At 58.4% G+C, this 19399-nt stretch carries 21 protein-coding genes; 14 read left to right on the top strand and 7 right to left on the bottom strand.

Annotation, left to right across the window (positions count from 1 at the left end; all coding sequences use genetic code 11):
• The first annotated feature begins 184 nt into the window (after positions 1-184).
• Both ychH and FHW74_RS17295 read left to right on the top strand, forming a co-directional pair.
• Positions 185-460, top strand: a complete 276-nt coding sequence (ychH, locus tag FHW74_RS17300) for a stress-induced protein YchH (RefSeq protein WP_183171603.1) — start codon at positions 185-187, stop codon at positions 458-460.
• Positions 461-579: 119 nt separating this feature from the next.
• The gene (locus FHW74_RS17295; protein WP_183171602.1) at positions 580-1623 is read left to right on the top strand and encodes a MerR family transcriptional regulator; all 1044 of its coding nucleotides are present in this window, start codon (positions 580-582) and stop codon (positions 1621-1623) included.
• A gap of 1 nt (position 1624) precedes the next feature.
• Here the strand turns inward: FHW74_RS17295 and dauA are convergent, their stop codons facing one another.
• The 4 genes from dauA to lolB form a co-directional block, all read right to left on the bottom strand.
• Positions 1625-3304, bottom strand: a complete 1680-nt coding sequence (dauA, locus tag FHW74_RS17290) for a C4-dicarboxylic acid transporter DauA (protein WP_183171601.1) — start codon at positions 3302-3304, stop codon at positions 1625-1627.
• Positions 3305-3425: 121 nt separating this feature from the next.
• Positions 3426-4373 (bottom strand): ribose-phosphate diphosphokinase, encoded by a 948-nt coding sequence (gene prs / locus FHW74_RS17285; RefSeq protein WP_002437209.1) that lies wholly within the window; start codon positions 4371-4373, stop codon positions 3426-3428.
• Positions 4374-4496: 123 nt separating this feature from the next.
• On the bottom strand, positions 4497-5387 hold the full coding sequence (gene ispE, locus FHW74_RS17280; RefSeq protein ID WP_183171650.1) for a 4-(cytidine 5'-diphospho)-2-C-methyl-D-erythritol kinase: 891 nt from the start codon (positions 5385-5387) through the stop codon (positions 4497-4499).
• Entirely contained in the window at positions 5384-6007 is a 624-nt protein-coding gene (gene lolB, locus FHW74_RS17275) for a lipoprotein insertase outer membrane protein LolB (RefSeq protein WP_183171600.1), read from the bottom strand. The genes ispE and lolB overlap by 4 nt, the downstream gene beginning before the upstream one ends.
• Before the next feature lie 202 nt (positions 6008-6209).
• On the opposite strand from lolB, the gene hemA reads away from it, so the two are divergent.
• Genes hemA through kdsA form a run of 6 tightly spaced genes read left to right on the top strand, consistent with a single transcriptional unit; the run spans position 6210 to position 11523 of the window.
• A complete protein-coding gene (gene hemA / locus FHW74_RS17270) occupies positions 6210-7466 on the top strand; it encodes a glutamyl-tRNA reductase (RefSeq protein WP_183171599.1) in 1257 nt (418 codons plus the stop codon).
• 35 nt (positions 7467-7501) lie between these two features.
• Positions 7502-8584 carry a peptide chain release factor 1 gene (gene prfA, locus FHW74_RS17265; RefSeq protein ID WP_183171598.1) on the top strand — a complete coding sequence of 361 codons (1083 nt, stop codon included), beginning with the start codon at positions 7502-7504 and terminating at the stop codon, positions 8582-8584.
• Positions 8584-9423 (top strand): peptide chain release factor N(5)-glutamine methyltransferase, encoded by an 840-nt coding sequence (gene prmC / locus FHW74_RS17260; protein ID WP_183171597.1) that lies wholly within the window; start codon positions 8584-8586, stop codon positions 9421-9423. The genes prfA and prmC overlap by 1 nt, the downstream gene beginning before the upstream one ends.
• 3 nt (positions 9424-9426) lie before the next feature.
• Positions 9427-9822: a SirB2 family protein gene (locus tag FHW74_RS17255; RefSeq protein WP_183171596.1), complete on the top strand. Its 396-nt coding sequence runs from the start codon at positions 9427-9429 to the stop codon at positions 9820-9822.
• Complete coding sequence (sirB1, locus tag FHW74_RS17250; protein WP_183171595.1) at positions 9819-10628, top strand: invasion regulator SirB1; 810 nt, start codon at positions 9819-9821, stop codon at positions 10626-10628. Before FHW74_RS17255 ends, sirB1 begins: the two co-directional genes overlap by 4 nt.
• A 40-nt stretch (positions 10629-10668) precedes the next feature.
• On the top strand, positions 10669-11523 hold the full coding sequence (kdsA, locus tag FHW74_RS17245; RefSeq protein WP_183171594.1) for a 3-deoxy-8-phosphooctulonate synthase: 855 nt from the start codon (positions 10669-10671) through the stop codon (positions 11521-11523).
• 57 nt (positions 11524-11580) lie between these two features.
• On the opposite strand, the gene chaA is transcribed toward kdsA, so the two are convergent.
• Complete coding sequence (gene chaA, locus FHW74_RS17240; RefSeq protein ID WP_183171593.1) at positions 11581-12684, bottom strand: sodium-potassium/proton antiporter ChaA; 1104 nt, start codon at positions 12682-12684, stop codon at positions 11581-11583.
• A gap of 273 nt (positions 12685-12957) precedes the next feature.
• Between chaA and chaB the strand changes: the two genes are divergently transcribed.
• Together chaB and FHW74_RS17230 are read left to right on the top strand one after the other, a co-directional pair.
• Entirely contained in the window at positions 12958-13188 is a 231-nt protein-coding gene (chaB, locus tag FHW74_RS17235; protein WP_144129267.1) for a putative cation transport regulator ChaB, read from the top strand.
• A gap of 210 nt (positions 13189-13398) precedes the next feature.
• Positions 13399-14091 carry a gamma-glutamylcyclotransferase gene (locus FHW74_RS17230; protein WP_183171592.1) on the top strand — a complete coding sequence of 231 codons (693 nt, stop codon included), beginning with the start codon at positions 13399-13401 and terminating at the stop codon, positions 14089-14091.
• Between the two features lie 2 nt (positions 14092-14093).
• On the opposite strand, the gene FHW74_RS17225 is transcribed toward FHW74_RS17230, so the two are convergent.
• Both FHW74_RS17225 and FHW74_RS17220 read right to left on the bottom strand, forming a co-directional pair.
• Positions 14094-14336 carry a DUF1883 domain-containing protein gene (locus FHW74_RS17225; RefSeq protein WP_161659084.1) on the bottom strand — a complete coding sequence of 81 codons (243 nt, stop codon included), beginning with the start codon at positions 14334-14336 and terminating at the stop codon, positions 14094-14096.
• 247 nt (positions 14337-14583) lie between these two features.
• A complete protein-coding gene (locus FHW74_RS17220; RefSeq protein ID WP_183171591.1) occupies positions 14584-14937 on the bottom strand; it encodes a DsrE/DsrF/TusD sulfur relay family protein in 354 nt (117 codons plus the stop codon).
• A gap of 84 nt (positions 14938-15021) precedes the next feature.
• On the opposite strand from FHW74_RS17220, the gene FHW74_RS17215 reads away from it, so the two are divergent.
• From FHW74_RS17215 to FHW74_RS17200, 4 genes are all read left to right on the top strand, one after another.
• The gene (locus FHW74_RS17215; RefSeq protein WP_183171590.1) at positions 15022-16224 is read left to right on the top strand and encodes a nitrate regulatory protein; all 1203 of its coding nucleotides are present in this window, start codon (positions 15022-15024) and stop codon (positions 16222-16224) included.
• A 223-nt stretch (positions 16225-16447) separates the two neighbouring features.
• Positions 16448-17710, top strand: coding sequence for a CmpA/NrtA family ABC transporter substrate-binding protein (locus FHW74_RS17210; protein WP_183171589.1), 1263 nt, complete (start codon positions 16448-16450; stop codon positions 17708-17710).
• Positions 17707-18594, top strand: coding sequence for a nitrate ABC transporter permease (ntrB, locus tag FHW74_RS17205; RefSeq protein WP_183171588.1), 888 nt, complete (start codon positions 17707-17709; stop codon positions 18592-18594). Before FHW74_RS17210 ends, ntrB begins: the two co-directional genes overlap by 4 nt.
• 10 nt (positions 18595-18604) lie before the next feature.
• Positions 18605-19393: an ABC transporter ATP-binding protein gene (locus FHW74_RS17200; protein ID WP_183171587.1), complete on the top strand. Its 789-nt coding sequence runs from the start codon at positions 18605-18607 to the stop codon at positions 19391-19393.
• Positions 19394-19399 lie beyond the last annotated feature (6 nt).

Below are 19399 nucleotides of genomic sequence, written 5' to 3'. Positions count from 1 at the left end.
AATGAATAATCACTGCGCTGAACCATTAGAATTTCATTCAGTTCAGCAAGTTATATGTCAAGTTTTGTGAGCTCAGGCGTGTAATTGTGATCCCTGGCGCAACAGAGAAGCATAACTGTTGTCTATACTTTACACACAAGGAATGGGGATATTCCCACACACCCTTTCGTTCCGGAGGTGACATATGAAACGCAAAAACGCTTCGTTACTCGGTAACTTTCTTATGGGGTTTGGCTTAGTTGTCATGGTCGTTGGCGTCGCGTATTCCATCCTCAATCAGCTGCCTCAGCTCAACCTGCCGCAATTTTTCGCCCATGGCGCAGTTTTAAGCATCTTCGTCGGGGCCGTTCTCTGGCTTGCCGGCGCGCGCGTTGGCGGGCATGAACAAGTTTGCGACCGTTACTGGTGGGTACGCCACTTCGATAAGCGTTGCCGCCGCGACGAACATCGCCACAGTTAATACTCTCTCGTTTCAGGACGGCTCCGCATGCGGGGCCGTTTTTTTTTGCTTTTCGCTTGACCCTTACGTAGCGTAAGGCCTCAGCATACGCCATACAGAAACGCGACAGGGGAAATTCTATGTTAATTCAGGTGGGTGAGCTGGCGAAACGCGCCGGGATCACCGTTCGGACATTACATCACTATGAATCGCTGGGATTACTGTTGCCTTCTGCGCGTACCGCCGCAGGCTACCGGCTCTATAACGTGGATGATGTGCGCCGTTTGCACACCATTCAGGCGTTAATCCAAATGGGGCTGAGCCTGAGCGACGTTCGCGACACCCTGGAGAATCATCCGGTTTCGCTTAATGACATCATCGGACGGCAAATCGCCATGCTGGATGAAAAGCTGGCCCGCATCGCCACGCTGCGCGACAGACTGACGGCCTTGCAACATGAGTTACAGAGCGGGCGGCAACCGGATCTCTGCGAATGGCTTATCACGCTGGAGTTAATGACTATGTACGATCGCTGGTTCACAAAAGAAGAGTTAAAAGATTTACCCTTCGCCCAGCAGGACGAGGCGCGGGAACAGGAATGGGCCCAGATGGTGGCGCAGGCGAAAACGTTTATTGATAACAAGACGCCGCCCGCCGATCCGCAGGCCCAGGCGCTGGCCATCCGCTGGATGGAAACCCTGGAACGCGATACCGCAGGCAAGCCGGACTTTCTCACCCGGCTGAATCAAATGCATGCCAGCGAACCGCAACTGGCAAACAAAACCGGCATCACGCCGCAGGTGCTGGATTTCATCACCCACGCCTTCGCCGAAAGTAAACTGGCGATTTACGCCCGCTATTTATCGGCTGAAGAATTCGCGTTTACCCGCGCGCACTATTTTGATCGCATGATGGAGTGGCCGGCGCTGGTGGCGCGACTGCACCAGGCATATCACGACTCTGTTGCGCCGCAGAGCGAACAAGGGCAGGCTCTGGCGCGTCACTGGCTTGAGCTGTTCTCGTCATTTGCCGGCGATAATCCGGCGACTCAGCAAAAATTTCGTGATGCGATGAGTAAAGAGCCGCACTTAGCGAAAGGCACCTGGATGACGCCGCCTGTACTGGGCTGGCTAAGCCAGGCCGTTGGCGCGCTGATGCAGGCGCAGCGGCCTGCATCAGCCTGAATTACAGTTCGGCGAGCGCCGCGTCGCGGTCAGGGAAGAATGCCAGACGCCCAGGGATGGGCTTGACATGAGCGCGGGCCAGGGTGCGCAGCGGCTGGAATTCCAGATGGCAGATGCGCAGCTCGCAGCCTTCCGGCAAACGAGCGATAAAGCGTTGCAGCGCATCCAGGCCGCCTGCGTCCAGCACCGGCACCGCATCCCACTGCATCACGATGATGCGTTTCCCTTCGGCCTGCTGCATCAGCGGGCCAAACACCCCTTCGGCGGCGGCGAAAAACAGCGGGCCGGTAACGCGCACCGCCAGCACATCATCCGGCACCGTTACGTTGAGCGGTGCAAGGCGCGTCATGCGCGCGACCCGGCGCATAAACAGCAGCGAAGCCAGCACGATGCCGACACTGATGGCAATCACCATATCGAACAGCACGGTGAGCGACATGCACAGCAGCATGACCAGAATGTCGTCTTTCGGCGCATGGCGCAGCAGGCTTACCACTTTATGGGCTTCGCTCATGTTCCACGCCACCATCAGCAGCAGCGCCGCCATGGCGGACAGCGGCAGCCACGAGAGCAGGGGAGCCAGCGCCAGCAGCGCCATAATCACCAGCAGGGAATGGATAACCGCCGCGATGGGGGAAGTGGCCCCGGCACGCACGTTAGCGGCGGAACGGGCAATCGCCGCGGTGGCGGTAATGCCGCCAAAGAATGGCGCAATCAGGTTGCCCAGCCCCTGGCCGATCAGCTCGCTGTTTGCGTTATGTTTAGTGCCGGTCATGCCGTCGAGCACCACGGCGCACAGTAACGACTCAATCGCCCCCAGCATGGCCATGGAAAACGCGGCGGGCAGCAGCGCCTGAATTGATGACCAGCTTAGCGTAAAGCCGGAATCGGGAATATTCCACGGCAGCATCAGCTGTGGCAGCAGTTGCGGAATGCCGCTGCCCTGGGTGCCGTCCGCCAGCACGTAATGAAAGCGAGAGCCGATGGTGGCCACGTCGCCGCCCAGCATATTCACGGCAGCCATCACGGCGCATCCCGCCAGCAGCGCAGGCAGATGCGGCGGCAGGCGAATGCCGAAGCGCGGCCAGAACACCAGCACGCCGAGGGTGACAATGCCGATAGCCGCATCGCCCAGGTTCAGGGTCGGCATCGCCATGACCAGCGCGCCGACTTTCTGCAAATAGTGTTCCGGTACGTGCGCCATCTCCAGGCCAAAGAAGTCTTTGATCTGCATGGTGGCGATGGTGATACCGATACCGGAAGTAAAGCCCAGCGTCACGGACAGCGGGATATATTCAATCAATCGGCCAAAGCGCGCCAGGCCGAACAGCACCAGAAACAGCCCGGAAATCAGCGTCGCCATCAGCAGGCCCGCCAGCCCGAACTGCTGGGCCACCGGGTAGAGGATCACCACAAAGGCGGCGGTGGGGCCGGAGACGCTAAAGCGCGAGCCGCCGCTTAAGGCGATGACGATCCCGGCCACGGCGGAGGTGTACAGGCCATACTGGGGCGCGACGCCGCTACCGATAGCCAGCGCCATGGCCAGCGGGATAGCGATAATCCCGACGGTGATCCCGGCAATTAAATCGCGGCTAAAGCGCGACGCGGTGTATTTCTCCCGCCAGCAGGCGTCGATGAGGGCGCGGAATGGCAGGAAATGGGCGATTGAAGATGTTTTCACTGTGTTTCATCCATGAGCGCATCATCTGTCGAGTGTATGTCAGATGAAGGAGGCATTGGTCATACAAATACATCATGCAATAAAAAAAACCCGCCGCAGCGGGTTTCTGAACGCATGTCTATCAATGTTCGAACATTGCAGAAATGGATTCTTCGTTGCTGATACGACGAATCGCTTCTGCCAGCATGCCGGAAAGGGTCAGAGTGCGAACTTTTTCCAGCGCTTTAATTTCCGGTGCCAGCGGAATGGTGTCACATACGATGAACTCGTCGATCACGGAGTTCTTGATGTTTTCCACTGCGTTGCCGGAGAAAATCGGGTGGGTGGCGTAAGCGAAGACGCGTTTCGCGCCGCGCTCTTTCAGCGCTTCCGCCGCTTTGCACAGGGTGCCGCCGGTATCGATCATGTCGTCAACCATCACGCAGTCGCGGTCAGCCACGTCGCCGATGATGTGCATCACCTGGGAGACGTTAGCGCGCGGACGGCGTTTGTCGATGATCGCCATGTCGGTATCGTTGAGCAGTTTAGCGATAGCGCGCGCGCGCACTACGCCGCCGATATCCGGGGAAACCACGATCGGGTTGTCGAGGTTCTTCTGGATCATATCTTCGAGCAGAATCGGGCTACCGAAGACGTTGTCTACCGGCACATCAAAGAAGCCCTGGATCTGTTCTGCGTGCAGGTCCACCGTCAGGACGCGGTCAACGCCGACGCTCGACAGGAAATCAGCAACCACTTTTGCGGTGATCGGCACACGCGCGGAGCGCACACGGCGGTCCTGACGGGCATAGCCAAAGTAGGGGATCACAGCGGTAATACGGCCTGCGGAAGCGCGACGCAGGGCATCTACCATCACAACCAGTTCCATCAGGTTGTCGTTGGTGGGGGCACAGGTGGACTGGATGATGAAAATATCACCACCGCGTACATTTTCATTAATTTGTACGCTGACTTCGCCGTCGCTAAAGCGACCGACAGCAGCGTCGCCGAGGGAAGTGTACAGGCGGTTGGCAATACGTTGTGCTAGTTCCGGGGTGGCGTTACCAGCAAAAAGCTTCATATCAGGCACGAGAAGAACCTCAGGCATGCGTCCAGTGGTGGATGACGGCATCTAAGCGGGTGAAGCTCGCCATCCAGGCGGTGTATTTAAAGAGCATGGCGCAACATCTGGAACAGGGTGACGTTGTCACCATTACTCAGTATGCCCGGAATTTGCGCATGAGGCGTCAAGGGCGGCGTCAAGCGCTTGATGCAGCGGAGAGCGGTTAACTCCCCTGGCGACAAAGCCATGCAGCCATTCCGGGGCTTGCTTAAGCACCTGGCGAGCAGCAGACTCTGTGTCAAATTCAGCAAATACACAGGCCCCTGTGCCAGTCAGGCGCGACGGCGCGTATTCTAACAGCCAGGAAAGCGCGGCATCAACCTTACGAAAACGTTTTCTTGCGATAACCTCGCAATCATTGCTGAATTCACATTTTAGTAACGCTTCCAGCGGTCGTTGCGGGGTGTTTCGCGGCAAATCCGCATCGCCGAAAATCACCGGCGTCGAAATGCTCTCGCCGGGATGTGTCACCAGATACCATTTTTCCTCCGGCTCGACGAAGGTCAGCCGCTCGCCCACGCCCTCGGCGAAAGCCGCACGACCGCGAACGAATACCGGTACATCCGCCCCAAGCTTCACGCCAAGATGCGCCAGTTGCTCATCGCTAAAGCCGGTTTTCCATAAATGATTCAGCGCCACCAGGGTCGTTGCGGCGTTGGACGACCCGCCGCCCAACCCGCCGCCCATCGGCAGGTGTTTATCAATAGCGATATCCGCGCCCAGCGGCCCGGTAAAGCCGTTGTCGCGCGCCTGGGCGGCCAGCATCCGCGCGGCGCGCACGATCAGGTTTTCTTCATCAGCCACGCCGTCCACCGGGGTCAGTAGCCGGATTTGGTCGTCAGCGCGCGCCTCGATATCCAGCGTGTCGCCATAATCCAGAAACTGAAACAGCGTCTGGAGATCGTGATAGCCGTCGGGGCGACGGCCAGTGATATATAAAAACAGGTTCAGTTTTGCAGGAGAGGGCCAGCGACGCATTATTTCACCGTCCAGCTATCCATCTTCAACTTGATGCGCTGATCGCCTTCGCGCAGCTCCATGTTAGAGGGCAGCGCCGGCTGGGTGGTGGTGTCGTAACCGCCATAGGTCACGGTCCAGTTTTTACCGTTCTGGCTGTAGTTCAGCTCGCGCAGGCGATAGTTTTCATCCAGTTTGTAATCGGTGGCGTCTCCCGGAATACCCAGGATCCACTGGCGCAGGCTGTTGAGCGGGATCGGCATCCCGGTCAGTTTGCCGATCATCTCTTCGGCGTCGGTATCGGTGTAACGTTGGCCTTTGTTATCCACCAGTTGCACCACGCCCGGCTGCGCGTTCAGCTCCAGCTCGGTGCTACCCAGCGGATTGGTCAGCAGCAGGCGATAACGATCCTGGCCGGTTTGCTGCCAGAAAAAGCGCGCATACACTTTTTGGCGGTCAGAGAGATACGCGAACGCGCCGCGGGTCTGATACTGGGAAATCTTCGCGACCTGCTGCTGATGCTGCTGCCACTGCGGCGAATCGGGGCTTTTACCCGGGCCTTTCGGGGTTGTCACGGCACAGGCCGTTAAGATCAGGCTTGCCAGCGGTAAAAGACGGACGAGCGGGAACGGGGAGCGAATCATGGTAGCGGCAAATCCTTGAAAGTAGGTTAGCTTGATAACCTTTCATGCTAGCTGTCAGCGAGAAATGCGTCTACGGTCAAGTTATCTTAAATGATCGGTTCGCCGATTGATTCAAAAGAGGTACTTCTCTTTTATTGACCCAGCGTATCCTGTATGATGCGCCATGTTCAACCTTATCAACGCTGGTACTATTCCCGCACACATGACCCTTTTAGCACTCGGCATCAACCATAAAACGGCCCCGATTTCACTGCGAGAACGCGTTACGTTTTCGCCGGAAACGCTCGACCAGGCGCTGGAAAGTCTGCTGGCGCAGCCGATGGTGCAGGGTGGGGTGGTGCTTTCTACATGTAATCGTACCGAACTCTATTTAAGCGTTGAGCAGCAGGATGATCTCCACGAACGGCTGGTGCGCTGGCTGTGCGATTACCACCAGCTCGATGAAGCCGAAGTGCGCAACAGCCTGTACTGGCATCATGACAACGACGCCGTCAGCCATCTGATGCGCGTGGCCAGCGGGCTGGATTCGCTGGTGCTCGGCGAGCCGCAAATTCTCGGTCAGGTGAAAAAAGCCTTTTCGGATTCCCAGCGTGGGCATACCCAGTCCAGCGAACTGGAGCGCATGTTCCAGAAGTCGTTCTCCGTCGCCAAACGGGTGCGTACCGAAACTGAAATCGGCGCCAGCGCGGTATCGGTGGCTTTCGCCGCCTGTACCCTGGCGCGGCAAATCTTTGAATCCCTTTCGAAAGTCACCGTGCTGCTGGTCGGCGCGGGGGAAACCATCGAGCTGGCGGCGCGCCATCTGCGCGAACATAACGTTTCGAAAATGATCATCGCCAACCGTACCCGCGAGCGCGCCCAGCGTCTGGCGGATGAGGTGGGCGCTGATGTGATTGAGCTCAGCGAAATCGACGAACGCCTGAAAGAGGCCGACATTATTATCAGCTCCACCGCCAGCCCGCTGCCGATCATCGGCAAAGGCATGGTGGAGCGCGCGTTAAAAGCCCGCCGCAATCAACCGATGCTGCTGGTGGATATCGCGGTGCCGCGCGACGTAGAGCCGGAAGTGGGCAAACTTGCCAACGCCTATCTCTACAGCGTGGACGACCTGCAATCGATCATTCAGCACAATCTGGCGCAGCGCAAAGCCGCCGCCGTGCAGGCTGAAACCATCGTAGCCCAGGAAGCCAGCGAATTTATGGCCTGGCTGCGCGCCCAGGGCGCCAGTGAGACCATTCGTGAATACCGCAGCCAGGCCGAACAGGTGCGTGACGATCTCACCGCCCGCGCCATTGCTGCGCTGCAACAAGGCGGCGACGCCGAAGCCATCATGCAGGATTTAGCCTGGAAGTTAACTAACCGGCTGATCCATGCGCCAACCAAATCTCTCCAGCAGGCCGCCCGTGACGGCGATGACGATCGCCTGCATATTCTGCGCAACAGCCTTGGGCTGGAGTAGCACAACAATACAGATTATAAGGTGAAACACCGCCTATGAAGCCTTCTATCGTTGCCAAACTAGAAGCCTTGCAGGAGCGCCACGAAGAAGTTCAGGCCCTGCTTGGCGATGCTGCGACTATCGCGGATCAGGATCGCTTTCGCGCGCTCTCCCGTGAATACGCACAGTTGAGCGATGTATCGCGCTGTTTTTTGCTCTGGCAACAGGTTCAGGAAGACATCGAAACGGCGCAGATGCTGTTGGATGATCCGGAAATGCGCGATATGGCGCAGGAAGAGTTAAGCGAAGCGAAACAGAAAAGCGAACAGCTGGAGCAGGAATTACAGGTTCTGCTGCTACCGAAAGACCCGGATGATGAGCGCAACGCGTTTGTCGAAGTCCGCGCCGGAACCGGCGGCGACGAAGCCGGGCTGTTTGCCGGGGATCTGTTCCGCATGTACAGCCGCTACGCCGAATCGCGCCGCTGGCGGGTCGAGATCATGAGCGCCAACGACGGTGAGCACGGCGGTTATAAAGAGGTGATCGCCAAAATCAGTGGCGACGGCGTCTATGGCCGTCTGAAATTTGAATCCGGCGGCCACCGCGTCCAGCGCGTCCCGGCTACCGAATCCCAGGGCCGCATCCACACTTCCGCCTGTACCGTGGCGGTGATGCCGGAACTGCCGGAAGCCGAGCTGCCGGATATCAACCCGGCGGATTTGCGTATCGACACCTTCCGTTCTTCAGGGGCGGGCGGTCAGCACGTTAACACCACCGACTCGGCTATCCGCATCACGCACCTGCCGACCGGCATCGTGGTGGAGTGCCAGGACGAACGTTCCCAGCACAAAAACAAAGCCAAAGCGCTGTCGGTACTGGGCGCGCGCATCCACGCGGCGGAAATGGCCAAACGTCAGCAGGCGGAAGCGTCAACGCGCCGCAACCTGCTGGGCAGCGGCGATCGCAGCGATCGCAACCGCACGTATAACTTCCCGCAGGGCCGCGTCACCGACCACCGCATCAACCTGACGGTGTACCGTCTGGATGAAGTGATGGAAGGCAAACTGGATATGCTGATCGAACCTATCGTTCAGGAATACCAGGCCGATCAGCTCGCCGCACTCTCCGAGCAGGAATAATGGAATTTCAGCACTGGTTACGGCAGGCCGCCGCACGTTTAGTGGATAGCGAATCTCCGCGTCGCGACGCGGAGATCCTGCTGGGCCTGGTAACCGGCAAAGCGCGCACCTATATTCTGGCCTTCGGCGAAACGCCGCTATCCGAGGCGCAACTCGCTGAGCTTGATGCGCTGTTAGCCCGGCGCGCGGCAGGAGAACCGGTGGCGTACCTCACTGGCGTTCGGGAGTTCTGGTCGCTGCCGCTACTGGTTTCTCCGGCCACGCTGATCCCGCGCCCGGATACCGAGTGCGTAGTGGAACAATCCCTGGCCCGCTTGCCCGCTGAACCTTGCCGCATTCTCGATTTAGGCACCGGCACCGGCGCGATTGCGCTGGCGCTGGCTTCTGAGCGCCCGGACTGCCAGGTCGTTGCGGTGGATATCGTGCCGGACGCGGTGGCTCTGGCGCAGCGTAACGCCGCGCGCCTCAACATCGCCAATATCGACATCCGGCAAAGCGACTGGTTTAGCGCCGTTCAGGGCCAACGCTTTCAGCTTATTGTCAGCAATCCCCCGTATATCGACAGCGAAGATGAGCACCTCCGGCAGGGCGATGTGCGCTTTGAGCCGCTGTCCGCGCTGGTGGCGCCCGATGCGGGGCTTGCCGATATCGACCATTTAATTCGTGAAGCGCGCGGGTTTCTGGAACCCGGCGGTTGGCTGGTGCTGGAGCACGGCTGGCAGCAGGGCGAAGCGGTGCGCGCCTTGTTTCATCAGGCAGGATTTTTGGCAGTAGAAACCCATCTGGATTATGGCGGCAATGAACGCCTGACCACAGGACAAATAACCTCACAGGAGTAAGTCATGGCCACTTATTTTGCGCTTAAGCACGTGCATATTCTCACCGCATTCCTTTCCGTGAGTCTGTTTATTCTGCGCTACTGGTGGCAATATCGCGGTTCAGCCATGTCGACCAAACGCTGGGTGCGGATTGTCCCGCACGTGAACGATACGCTGCTGCTGGCGACGGGCGTGGCGCTGGTGATGATCACCCATTTCTACCCCTTCACCCCACAAGCCGCATGGCTGACTGAGAAGCTTTTTGGCGTTATCATCTACATCGTTTTAGGTTTTATCGCGCTGGGCAAACGCCCGCGTAGCCAGCAGGTACGCTGGATAGCCTTTCTGCTGGGCCTGGTGGTCATTTATATAGTGATTAAGCTGGCCACCACCAAGATACCGTTATTGGGGTTTGTATGAAGTCGTTAGCCGATTTCGAGTTTAATAAAGCGCCGTTATGTGACGGCATGATTTTGATTTCCCAGCTGATCCGCGAGGACTTCCCGACGCAGGACGTCTACGATCGGCTGCAGTCGCTGGTGGCGCTCGCACGTGAAGAGATCAGCGGCGGGCTACATCAGGATATCCAGCTGGAGAAACTGCTGGCGCTGTTTTACGGCGAGTGGGGCTTCCAGGATTCCCGGGGCATCTACAAGCTGTCCGATGCGCTGTGGCTGGATAAAGTGCTGGAAAACCGCCAGGGCAGCGCCGTCGCGCTGGGGGCGATTCTGCTGTGGGTGGCCGAACAGCTGGATATTCCGCTGATGCCGGTGATTTTCCCGACCCAGCTGATCCTGCGCGCCGACTGGATGGATGGCGAAATGTGGTTGATTAACCCGTTTAACGGCGAAACGCTTGACGAACATACCCTGGAGGTATGGCTCAAAGGCAACATCAGCCCGGTGGCGGAGCTGTATGTGGACGACCTTGAGGAGTCCGAAAACGCTGAAGTGATCCGCAAACTGCTCGACACCCTGAAATCGGCGCTGATGGAAGAGCGGCAGATGCTGTTGGCGCTGCGCACCAGTGAAGCGCTGTTGCAGTTCAACCCGGAAGATCCGTATGAAATTCGCGATCGCGGGCTGATCTACGCCCAGCTTGATTGCGACCATGTGGCGTTGACCGACCTGAGCTATTTCGTCGAACAGTGCCCTGAAGACCCGATCAGCGAAATGATCCGGGCGCAAATTAATTCGATTTCTCACAAACAGATTACCCTGCATTAAGAGCAGCACGTTTCTGATTTACACCTGATAAGGCGAACGTATGAAACAAAAAGTGGTGAGTATTGGCGATATCAAGGTAGCGAACGACCTGCCGTTCGTTCTGTTTGGCGGTATGAACGTTCTGGAATCGCGCGACCTGGCGATGCGCATCTGCGAACATTACGTCACCGTCACTGACAAACTGGGTATCCCTTACGTATTCAAAGCTTCCTTTGATAAAGCGAACCGCTCGTCGATTCACTCCTATCGCGGACCGGGCCTTGAAGAAGGGATGAAAATCTTCCAGGAGCTGAAGCAGACTTTTGGCGTGAAAGTGATTACCGACGTTCACGAAGCCTCTCAGGCGCAGCCAGTGGCCGATGTGGTTGACGTGATCCAGTTGCCGGCGTTCCTGGCTCGTCAGACCGATCTGGTGGAAGCGATGGCGAAAACCGGCGCGGTGATCAACGTCAAAAAACCGCAGTTCGTCAGCCCAGGCCAGGTCGGCAACATCGTCGACAAGTTCATTGAAGGCGGCAACGACAAAGTGATCCTGTGCGATCGCGGCAGCAACTTCGGTTACGACAACCTGGTTGTGGATATGCTCGGCTTCAACGTGATGAAGAAAGTCTCTGGCAACTCGCCGGTGATCTTCGACGTGACCCACGCCCTGCAGTGCCGCGACCCGTTCGGCGCGGCGTCTGGCGGCCGTCGCGGCCAGGTGACTGAACTGGCGCGCGCTGGTATCGCAGTCGGCATCGCCGGTCTGTTTATCGAAGCGCATCCGGACCCAGCCAACGCTAAATGCGACGGCCCGTCCGCGCTGCCGCTGGCTAAACTGGAGCCGTTCCTCAAACAGATGAAAGCGATTGACGACCTGGTTAAGAGCTTCGAAGAGCTGGACACGGAAAACTAATTTCCCGTTGTGATAAAAAAATGCCCTGCAATTTGCAGGGCATTTTTGTTTGCCCGATCAGGCGAAGATGGTCATCAGATAGGCGGCGAACAGCGCCAGATGGGCGGTGCCGTTGAGCACATTGGTGCGCCCGGTGGAGAACGAAATCTGGCACAGCACCAGCGAGGCCAGCATCACAATCATCTCCGGCGCGCCGAGGCCGAAAATCAGCTCGTTGCCGGTAAGGATCGCAATCAGCGTGACCGTCGGCACCGTCAGGGAGATGGTCGCCAGCACCGAACCGAAAAACAGATTCATGGCGCGCTGCACCTGATTGTTCATTACCGCTTTAATCGCCCCTAATCCTTCCGGAGAGAGGATCAGCAGCGCCACCAGGAAGCCGGTAAAGGCCACCGGCGCATTCAGCGTGGTCAGTAGCGACTCCAGCGGGCTGGCGTTCATTTTGGTTACCGCAATCACCGCGATCAGATGTATCACCAGCCAGGCCGCATGCCACAGGTTGCTGTGCGCGGACGGTTTGCCGTGATGCGGGTCGTCATCGTCGCCTTCGTCTTCATGCTCGTAGACAAACAGGCTCTGATGGGTTTTGGTCTGGATAATCAAAAACACCCCGTACATGGCGGCGGAAATCAGCGCCACCAGAATCGACTGGCCCACCGTGAAGTTGGCCTCTGGCAGCGCCATCGGGAACACCAGCACAATCACCGCCAGCGGGAACAGGGCGATCAAATACTGTTTAATACCGAACAGATTCACATGCTGGGTGGCAAATTTACGCCCGCCCAGTAACAGCGCAAACCCCACCAGGCCGCCGGTGACGATCATAATGATGGAGTAAAGCGTGTCGCGCATCAGGGTGGGCGCGGCATCGCCGGTCGCCATGAGCGCGGAAATCAGACTGACTTCAAGAATAACTACCGAAAGGCTGAGGATCAGCGAGCCGTAAGGTTCGCCCAGGCGATGTGCCAGCACATCCGCGTGGCGCACCACGCTAAATGCGCTGCTCAGGATCGCAACCAGCGCCAGCGCATTGATGCCGATCACCACTGGCAGCGACTGGCTGGCTCCCCAAAATGCCAGCACCGCCAGTGCTATCACCGGGAAAATGAGAGAGGACTCCTTATGGCGGGTTTTCACCGCCTCATGTACCGTTTTTGTCATTTTATTACTCCAGAGAAGCAGGTGTTATCATTATAGTCATTGTGAGAAAGGTCACTAAAATAGCAAAAAACCACAGGGCAACCGGGAATATTTACGAAGTTTTACGGCCTGTAGCGGTTTTTAACCTCAGAAGGCAATAAGTCACTATCTTGTTTAGAATTCATTTAACTAACAATCAATTAATAAGAAGGTTCTGACACTTATCCTGTTGACTGGCAAACCCCGGCAACCTGTTCCACACTTTGACGTTGTCCCTGAAAAAGAGAGGTTCGTATGCCGTATAAATCACGTAGCGACTTACCCGAAAACGTCACCAACGTCCTGCCCGCCCACGCTCAGGATATCTATAAAGAAGCGTTTAACAGCGCCTGGGATCAGTATAAAGATGCGGATGACCGGCGCGGCGACGCCAGCCGTGAAGAGACCGCGCACCGCGTGGCCTGGGCTGCGGTAAAACATGATTACCAAAAAGGCGACGATGAAAAGTGGCATAAGAAAAAATAAACCCACCCCTAATCGCTTGATAATCCAGGGCGTTGCAGCGTCAGCGCCCTGCAAAACCGCCTTTAAATCTCCGAATTTGTGCCAAATCAATTTTTCAACTCTTGCCAGCGTTGGGTTAATTGCCTATCGTCTGCTGATAATTGCTTTCGAAATGAACAGCAGACAGGGTAAGCGGTAATCAGGGAAGAGTGGCAGTGGCGGAGGTATAAAGTGTTAACACGTGATTTCTTAATGAAAGCGGATTGTAAGACGGCTTTTGGAGCCATTGAGGAATCGTTATTGTGGTCTTCTGAGCAGCGCGCGGCATCCCTTGCGGCAACGCTGGCCTGTCGGCCTGACGAAGGCCCGGTGTGGATTTTTGGTTACGGTTCGCTGATGTGGAACCCGGCGCTGGAGTATGAAGAGTCCGCCACCGGTACGCTGCCGGGCTGGCACCGGGCGTTTTGCCTGCGCTTAACCGCGGGCCGCGGCACCGCCTGCCAGCCGGGCCGGATGCTGGCGCTGAAAGAGGGCGGCCGCACCACCGGCGTGGCGTATCGTCTGCCGGAAGCGACGCTGGATCAGGAGCTGGAGCTGTTGTGGAAGCGCGAAATGATCACCGGCTGCTATCTGCCCACCTGGTGCAAGCTTGAGCTGGACGATGGCCGCACCGTCAACGCGCTGGTGTTTATTATGGACCCGCGCCACTCGCTGTACGAATCCGACACCCGCGCCGCGATTATCGCGCCGCTGATCGCCGCCGCCAGCGGCCCGCTTGGCACCAACGCCCAGTATCTGTTTTCTCTGGAGCAGGAACTTAACAAATTGGGAATGCGCGATCCGACGTTAGATGAACTGATTAGTGCGGTTCGCGCATTGCAGGCGCCCCAGTCCGACGCGAACTGGCAGCTGGGGTTTGCCTGAACTCAGGCGGGGACGTAGCTGATGGAGTGCTCCAGCGACTGGCTGTGACTGTCGATCAGCACGTTCCAGGTACCGCTGTAGGGAACGGTGAGATAAGCGTGCTTGCGGTTTTGCACGCTGAGAATATCCGCCGTACTGCTGGCAGCGCCTTTCGCGCTCATCAAATGAATGTGACAAGAATCGGAACAGCGCACCACCACCGTATCCCCGCCAAACAACGTCAGACTCGTTTTTACCATCGCCATCTCTTTACCCTCTGCCATGAAAAAGACTACCCAGTACGTGACTCTGTTCACAAATCACGCTTATGCATAACACCAAAGAGGGAGGGCGCAGATGCTGACTTTGATCAACGAATTTCGTAATCATTAAACTTTAGTTATAAATGCCCGCAATTCATTGCCTGGCGAAAGGTTTGCGCCTGAAAAGTAAACAACCGGAGCGGGAAATTCTGGAAACTGCCGTAGCGGGGAGCATACGGCAGAGCAGCCATCAGAAGGTCAGGACTTTGTCCGCTGCCAGCGTCCACTGCGCCAGCTCCACCAGCGTGCCGATCTCGACGCCGTCAATCAGCGGCAGCCCGGTCACGCCGCGTCCGTCGGTGCAGGTTTTACACAGCTTCACCGGCACGTTCTGGGCGGTAAGGATCTCCAGCATCTGCTGGATGTTATAGCCTTCCGCCGGTTTCTGGCCGCGAATACCCGCCGTCACCGCGTCAGACATCAAAAACAGTTTCAGGCTGATGTCGTCCTGCTGTTCGCGCAGGGCGATAGCCAGACGCAGGCTGTTAAACAGCGACTCGCTGCCGTAGGCCGCGCCGTTGGCGATAATCACGATTTTTTGCACGTTAACTCCTTTGCCGTTTGGGCATGGTTATTGCTTTGTTAAAGGCTACGTAGAGTAAAGCGGTAATGACTTCGGGAGTATGACATGAATCAACAGGCGCCACGCCCGCAATCCGCGCTGGAATGGTTTCACTATACCCGTCGCCAGCAACAGCAGCAGTTACAGCATCTCGCCCGGCTGGGTGAATTCGCCACGCGGATAAGCCAACTGGTGCATGCGCTTCAGCGCGAGCGCGGCGCGTCTAACGTCTGGCTCTGTTCCAGGGGCGCGCTGTTTGGTCCGCAGTTGCAGCACAGTGCGCAGCGGGTGGATGAGGCGCTGGCCGCTTTCCAGCAGTGGCTAATGGAACACCACGCCATGATGAACGGCAACGCGGCGGCGAAGCTGGCCTGCGCGCTCTGGTTTCTGGAAGGATTAAGCGCGTTGCGCGAAGAGATCCACGCCGCGCGCATCCCCCCCGAGCAGGCCATGGAGCGCTTTAACCGCACCGTGCAACCGCTGATGGAGATTATCCCGCAAGCCAACGAGGCGATAAGCGATCCGCAGGTCGCCCAGGCGCTGACCGCGTTGTACAGCCTGATGCAGGGCAAAGAGTGGGTCGGGCAGGAGCGGGCGGTGGGGGCGATTGGCTTTACCCGTGGCGAATTCGACGCCGCGCTGCGCCAGATGCTGGTGGACCGCATCGACGCGCAGCAACACAGCTTTTCCACTTTCCTGTCACTGGCGGAACCGGCTCAGGCAGCGCTATTCCGCGAGACCGCCGAGGCGACCCGGGATATCGAACAGATGCGTCGCGAAGCCTGCACCCGCATTCCGGCTAACCCGCAGTCGGCGGCACGCTGGTTTGATATCCAGACCCAGCGCCTCGACGCGCTGCGGCTGATTGAAACCAGGCTTATCGACAGGCTGTGCGCCGTCGGGCAACTTTCGTTACAACATACTGTGCAGGACGCGCAAACCGGTGAAACGGCGTTTGCCGCATGGGTGGTGCAGCAGAGCAGCGTCATCGCCGCGCCGGTGGAGCGTCATTTGCTTCCGCTGGTGCGCCAGCAGGCGCGTGAACTGGAAAAACTCAGCCGTGAGCTGACCTCGCTTCAGGAAACGCTTGAAGAGCGCAAAACCATCGACAAAGCCAAAAGCCTGCTGATGAACCATCAGGGCATCAGCGAAGAACTGGCCTGGCAGCAACTGCGTAAACTCGCCATGAACCAGAACCAGCGGATGGTGGATATCGCCCGTTCACTGCTGCTCAGCGCGTCGCTGTGGTCAGTCACTCCAAAGAGTTAGCTGCACACCTGCAGGGCAGACCGTGTCAACTTATGGTGCGCTGGCTTACAAAAAACCGCTGAAACCGCGGCTTTCACGGCCTGAAAATCTGGCACAGCAATTGCAAATATTTTACTGACCACAACACAAACGCAGAGAAGCCAACGGCGGCTTCCCGGCGATGAGGATAAAGGCGTCCCGCAATGTTCACGCATTGTTGGACGCCTTTTTTATTGGAGCAGCCATGAGCGAAACACAACGAGGGCTTTCCCGCCGCCGCTTTATCCAGGCGGGAGCCGCACTGGGCAGCGTTTTAATGATGCCGGGGCTGGCAAGCAGCGTCTGGGCAGCAGGCTCTGACCAGCCGGAGCGCCAGCAGGTTAACGTCGGGTTTATCCCGCTGACCGACTGCGCGCCGCTGGTCATGGCATCGGTAAAAGGCTTCGATGCCCGCTATGGCATCAAACTCAACCTCAGTAAAGAGGCGAGCTGGGCGGCGGTGCGCGACAAGCTGGTCTACGGCGAACTGGACGCGGCCCACATTCTGTACGGCATGGTGTACGGGCTGGAGCTGGGCATCGCCGGGAAAAAGCAGGCCATGGCGAGCCTGATGACCCTCAACAACAACGGCCAGGCGATCACGCTCTCCACCGATCTGCTGGATAAAGGCGTGCGCGCGTTGAGCGATCTGCCGGGCTACCTGCGCCAGTCCGCGCCGGGCAGTTACACCTTCGCCCATACCTTCCCGACCGGCACCCACGCCATGTGGCTCTATTACTGGCTGGCATCCGAAGGCATCAACCCCTTTACCGACGTGCGCACCGTGGTGGTGCCGCCGCCGCAGATGGTAATGAACATGCGTATCGGCAACATGGTGGGATTTTGTGTCGGCGAACCCTGGAACGCCCGGGCGATCAACGACCGCATCGGCTTTACCGCCGCCACCACCCAGGATATCTGGCCGGATCACCCGGAAAAAGTGCTTGGCTGCCGTCACGACTGGGTGGAGCAACATCCCAATACCGCCCGGGCGCTGGTGTCGGCGGTCCTCGACGCGGCGCGCTGGATCGACGCCAGCGACGACAACCGCCGGGAAACCGCCCGGGTGCTGGCGAAACGCGCGTATCTGAATACCAAAGAGCAGTACCTCACGGGCCGGATGCTCGGCGACTACGACAACGGCGCGGGCCGCCGCTGGCAGGACCGCCACGCAATGCAGTTCTTCCGCGATGGCGAAGTGAGCTATCCGTGGCTGTCCGACGGCATCTGGTTCCTGACTCAGTTCCGCCGCTGGGGATTACTGAAACAGGAGCCGGATTATCAGGCCATCGCCCAACGTATCAACCGCACCGATATCTACCAGCAGGCCGCGACTGCCACGGGCGTCAGCCTGCCGAATGAAGTCATGCGCAGTAGCCGTCTGCTCGACGGCAAAATCTGGAACGGCGCGGACCCGGCGTCTTACGCCGCCAGCTTCGACATTTCGCATCAGGGGAGCAAAGCATGAAACAGCAAACGGTGACTAAAAGTGACGTTGTCACGTCAGAAGTGATTGGCGCGGAGGTGATCGCGCTGCCGCCGGTGCAGGTGCGCAAACGCCATCCGGCGCTGCGCGTCGTCGCCAACAATCTGGTGCAGCGCCTGCTGCCGGGGCTGCTGGGTTTAGGGCTGGCGCTGGTGGCCTGGCAACTGGTGTCCATCAACAGCAAAGGCTTTCCCGGCCCGCTCAGCACCCTGGATTCTGCGCTGACCCTGTTCGCCGACCCGTTCTACCGTGAAGGGCCCAACGATCAGGGCATCGGCTGGAACGTGCTGGCGTCATTACAGCGCGTCGGCATCGGCTTCGGGCTGGCGGCGCTGGTGGGCATTCCGCTCGGTTTTTTGATTGGTCGCTTCGTGTTCTTCGCCCGGATGTTCGGCCCGCTGATTGCGCTGCTGCGCCCGGTCAGCCCGCTGGCCTGGCTGCCCATCGGCTTGCTGCTGTTCCAGCGCGCCGAACCGGCATCCAGTTGGACCATTTTTATCTGCTCGATCTGGCCGATGGTGATCAACACCGCCGACGGGGTGCGCCGCATCCCGGATGACTACCTCAACGTGGCGCGAGTGCTGCAACTCTCCGAATGGACGGTGATGCGCCGCATTCTGTTCCCGGCGGTGCTGCCCGCTATTTTAACCGGCGTGCGGTTGTCCATCGGCATCGCCTGGCTGGTGATTGTCGCCGCCGAAATGCTGACCGGCGGCCTGGGCATCGGCTTCTGGATCTGGAATGAGTGGAACAACCTTAACGTCGAAAACATCATTATCGCCATCGTCATTATCGGCGTGGTGGGGCTGATGCTGGAGCAGGCGCTGCTGTTGCTGGCGCGTCGTTTTAGCTGGCAGGAAAAATAAGGAGCGCACCATGAAACCGATTATTCAGGTCCAGAACGTCAGCCAGCGTTTCGCCACCCAGGGCGGCGATTTCCTGGCGCTGCAAAACGTCACCTTTGATATCGCGGCCGGGGAAACCCTCGGGCTGATCGGCCACTCCGGTTGCGGGAAATCCACGCTGCTGAATCTGATTGCCGGCATCACGCTGCCGAGCGAAGGCGGGCTGCTGTGCGATAACCGTGAAATCGCCGGGCCCGGCCCGGAGCGGGCGGTGGTGTTCCAGAACCACTCCCTGCTGCCGTGGCTGACCTGCTACCAGAACGTGGCGCTGGCGGTAGACCATATCTTTGCCCGCGCCATGAACCGCGCCGAGCGCGATGAGTGGATCATGCACAACCTCGAACAGGTACAGATGGGACACGCCCGGGACAAACGTCCCGGCGAGATCTCCGGCGGCATGAAGCAGCGCATCGGCATCGCCCGGGCGCTGGCGATGAAGCCGAAAGTGCTGCTGATGGATGAGCCGTTCGGCGCGCTCGACGCGTTAACCCGCGCTCATCTCCAGGATGCGGTGATGCGCATCCAGCAGGCGTTGAATACCACCATCGTACTGATCACTCACGACGTCGACGAAGCGGTATTGCTGTGCGATCGGGTAATGATGATGACCAACGGTCCGGCGGCGACGATAGGGGAAATCCTTGATGTGACGTTGTCACGACCGCGCAACCGGGTGCAACTGGCGGACGATGCGCACTATCACCATCTGCGCCAGCAAATCCTCCATTTCCTGTATGAAAAGCAGCCCAAAGCGGCGTGAGGAGTG

Origin of the sequence: Atlantibacter sp. RC6 (assembly GCF_014193285.1) — a bacterium.
Lineage (GTDB): Bacteria > Pseudomonadota > Gammaproteobacteria > Enterobacterales > Enterobacteriaceae > Atlantibacter.
Note: the sequence above shows the minus strand (reverse complement) of the source record. Positions and strands in the feature narration are given on the sequence as shown.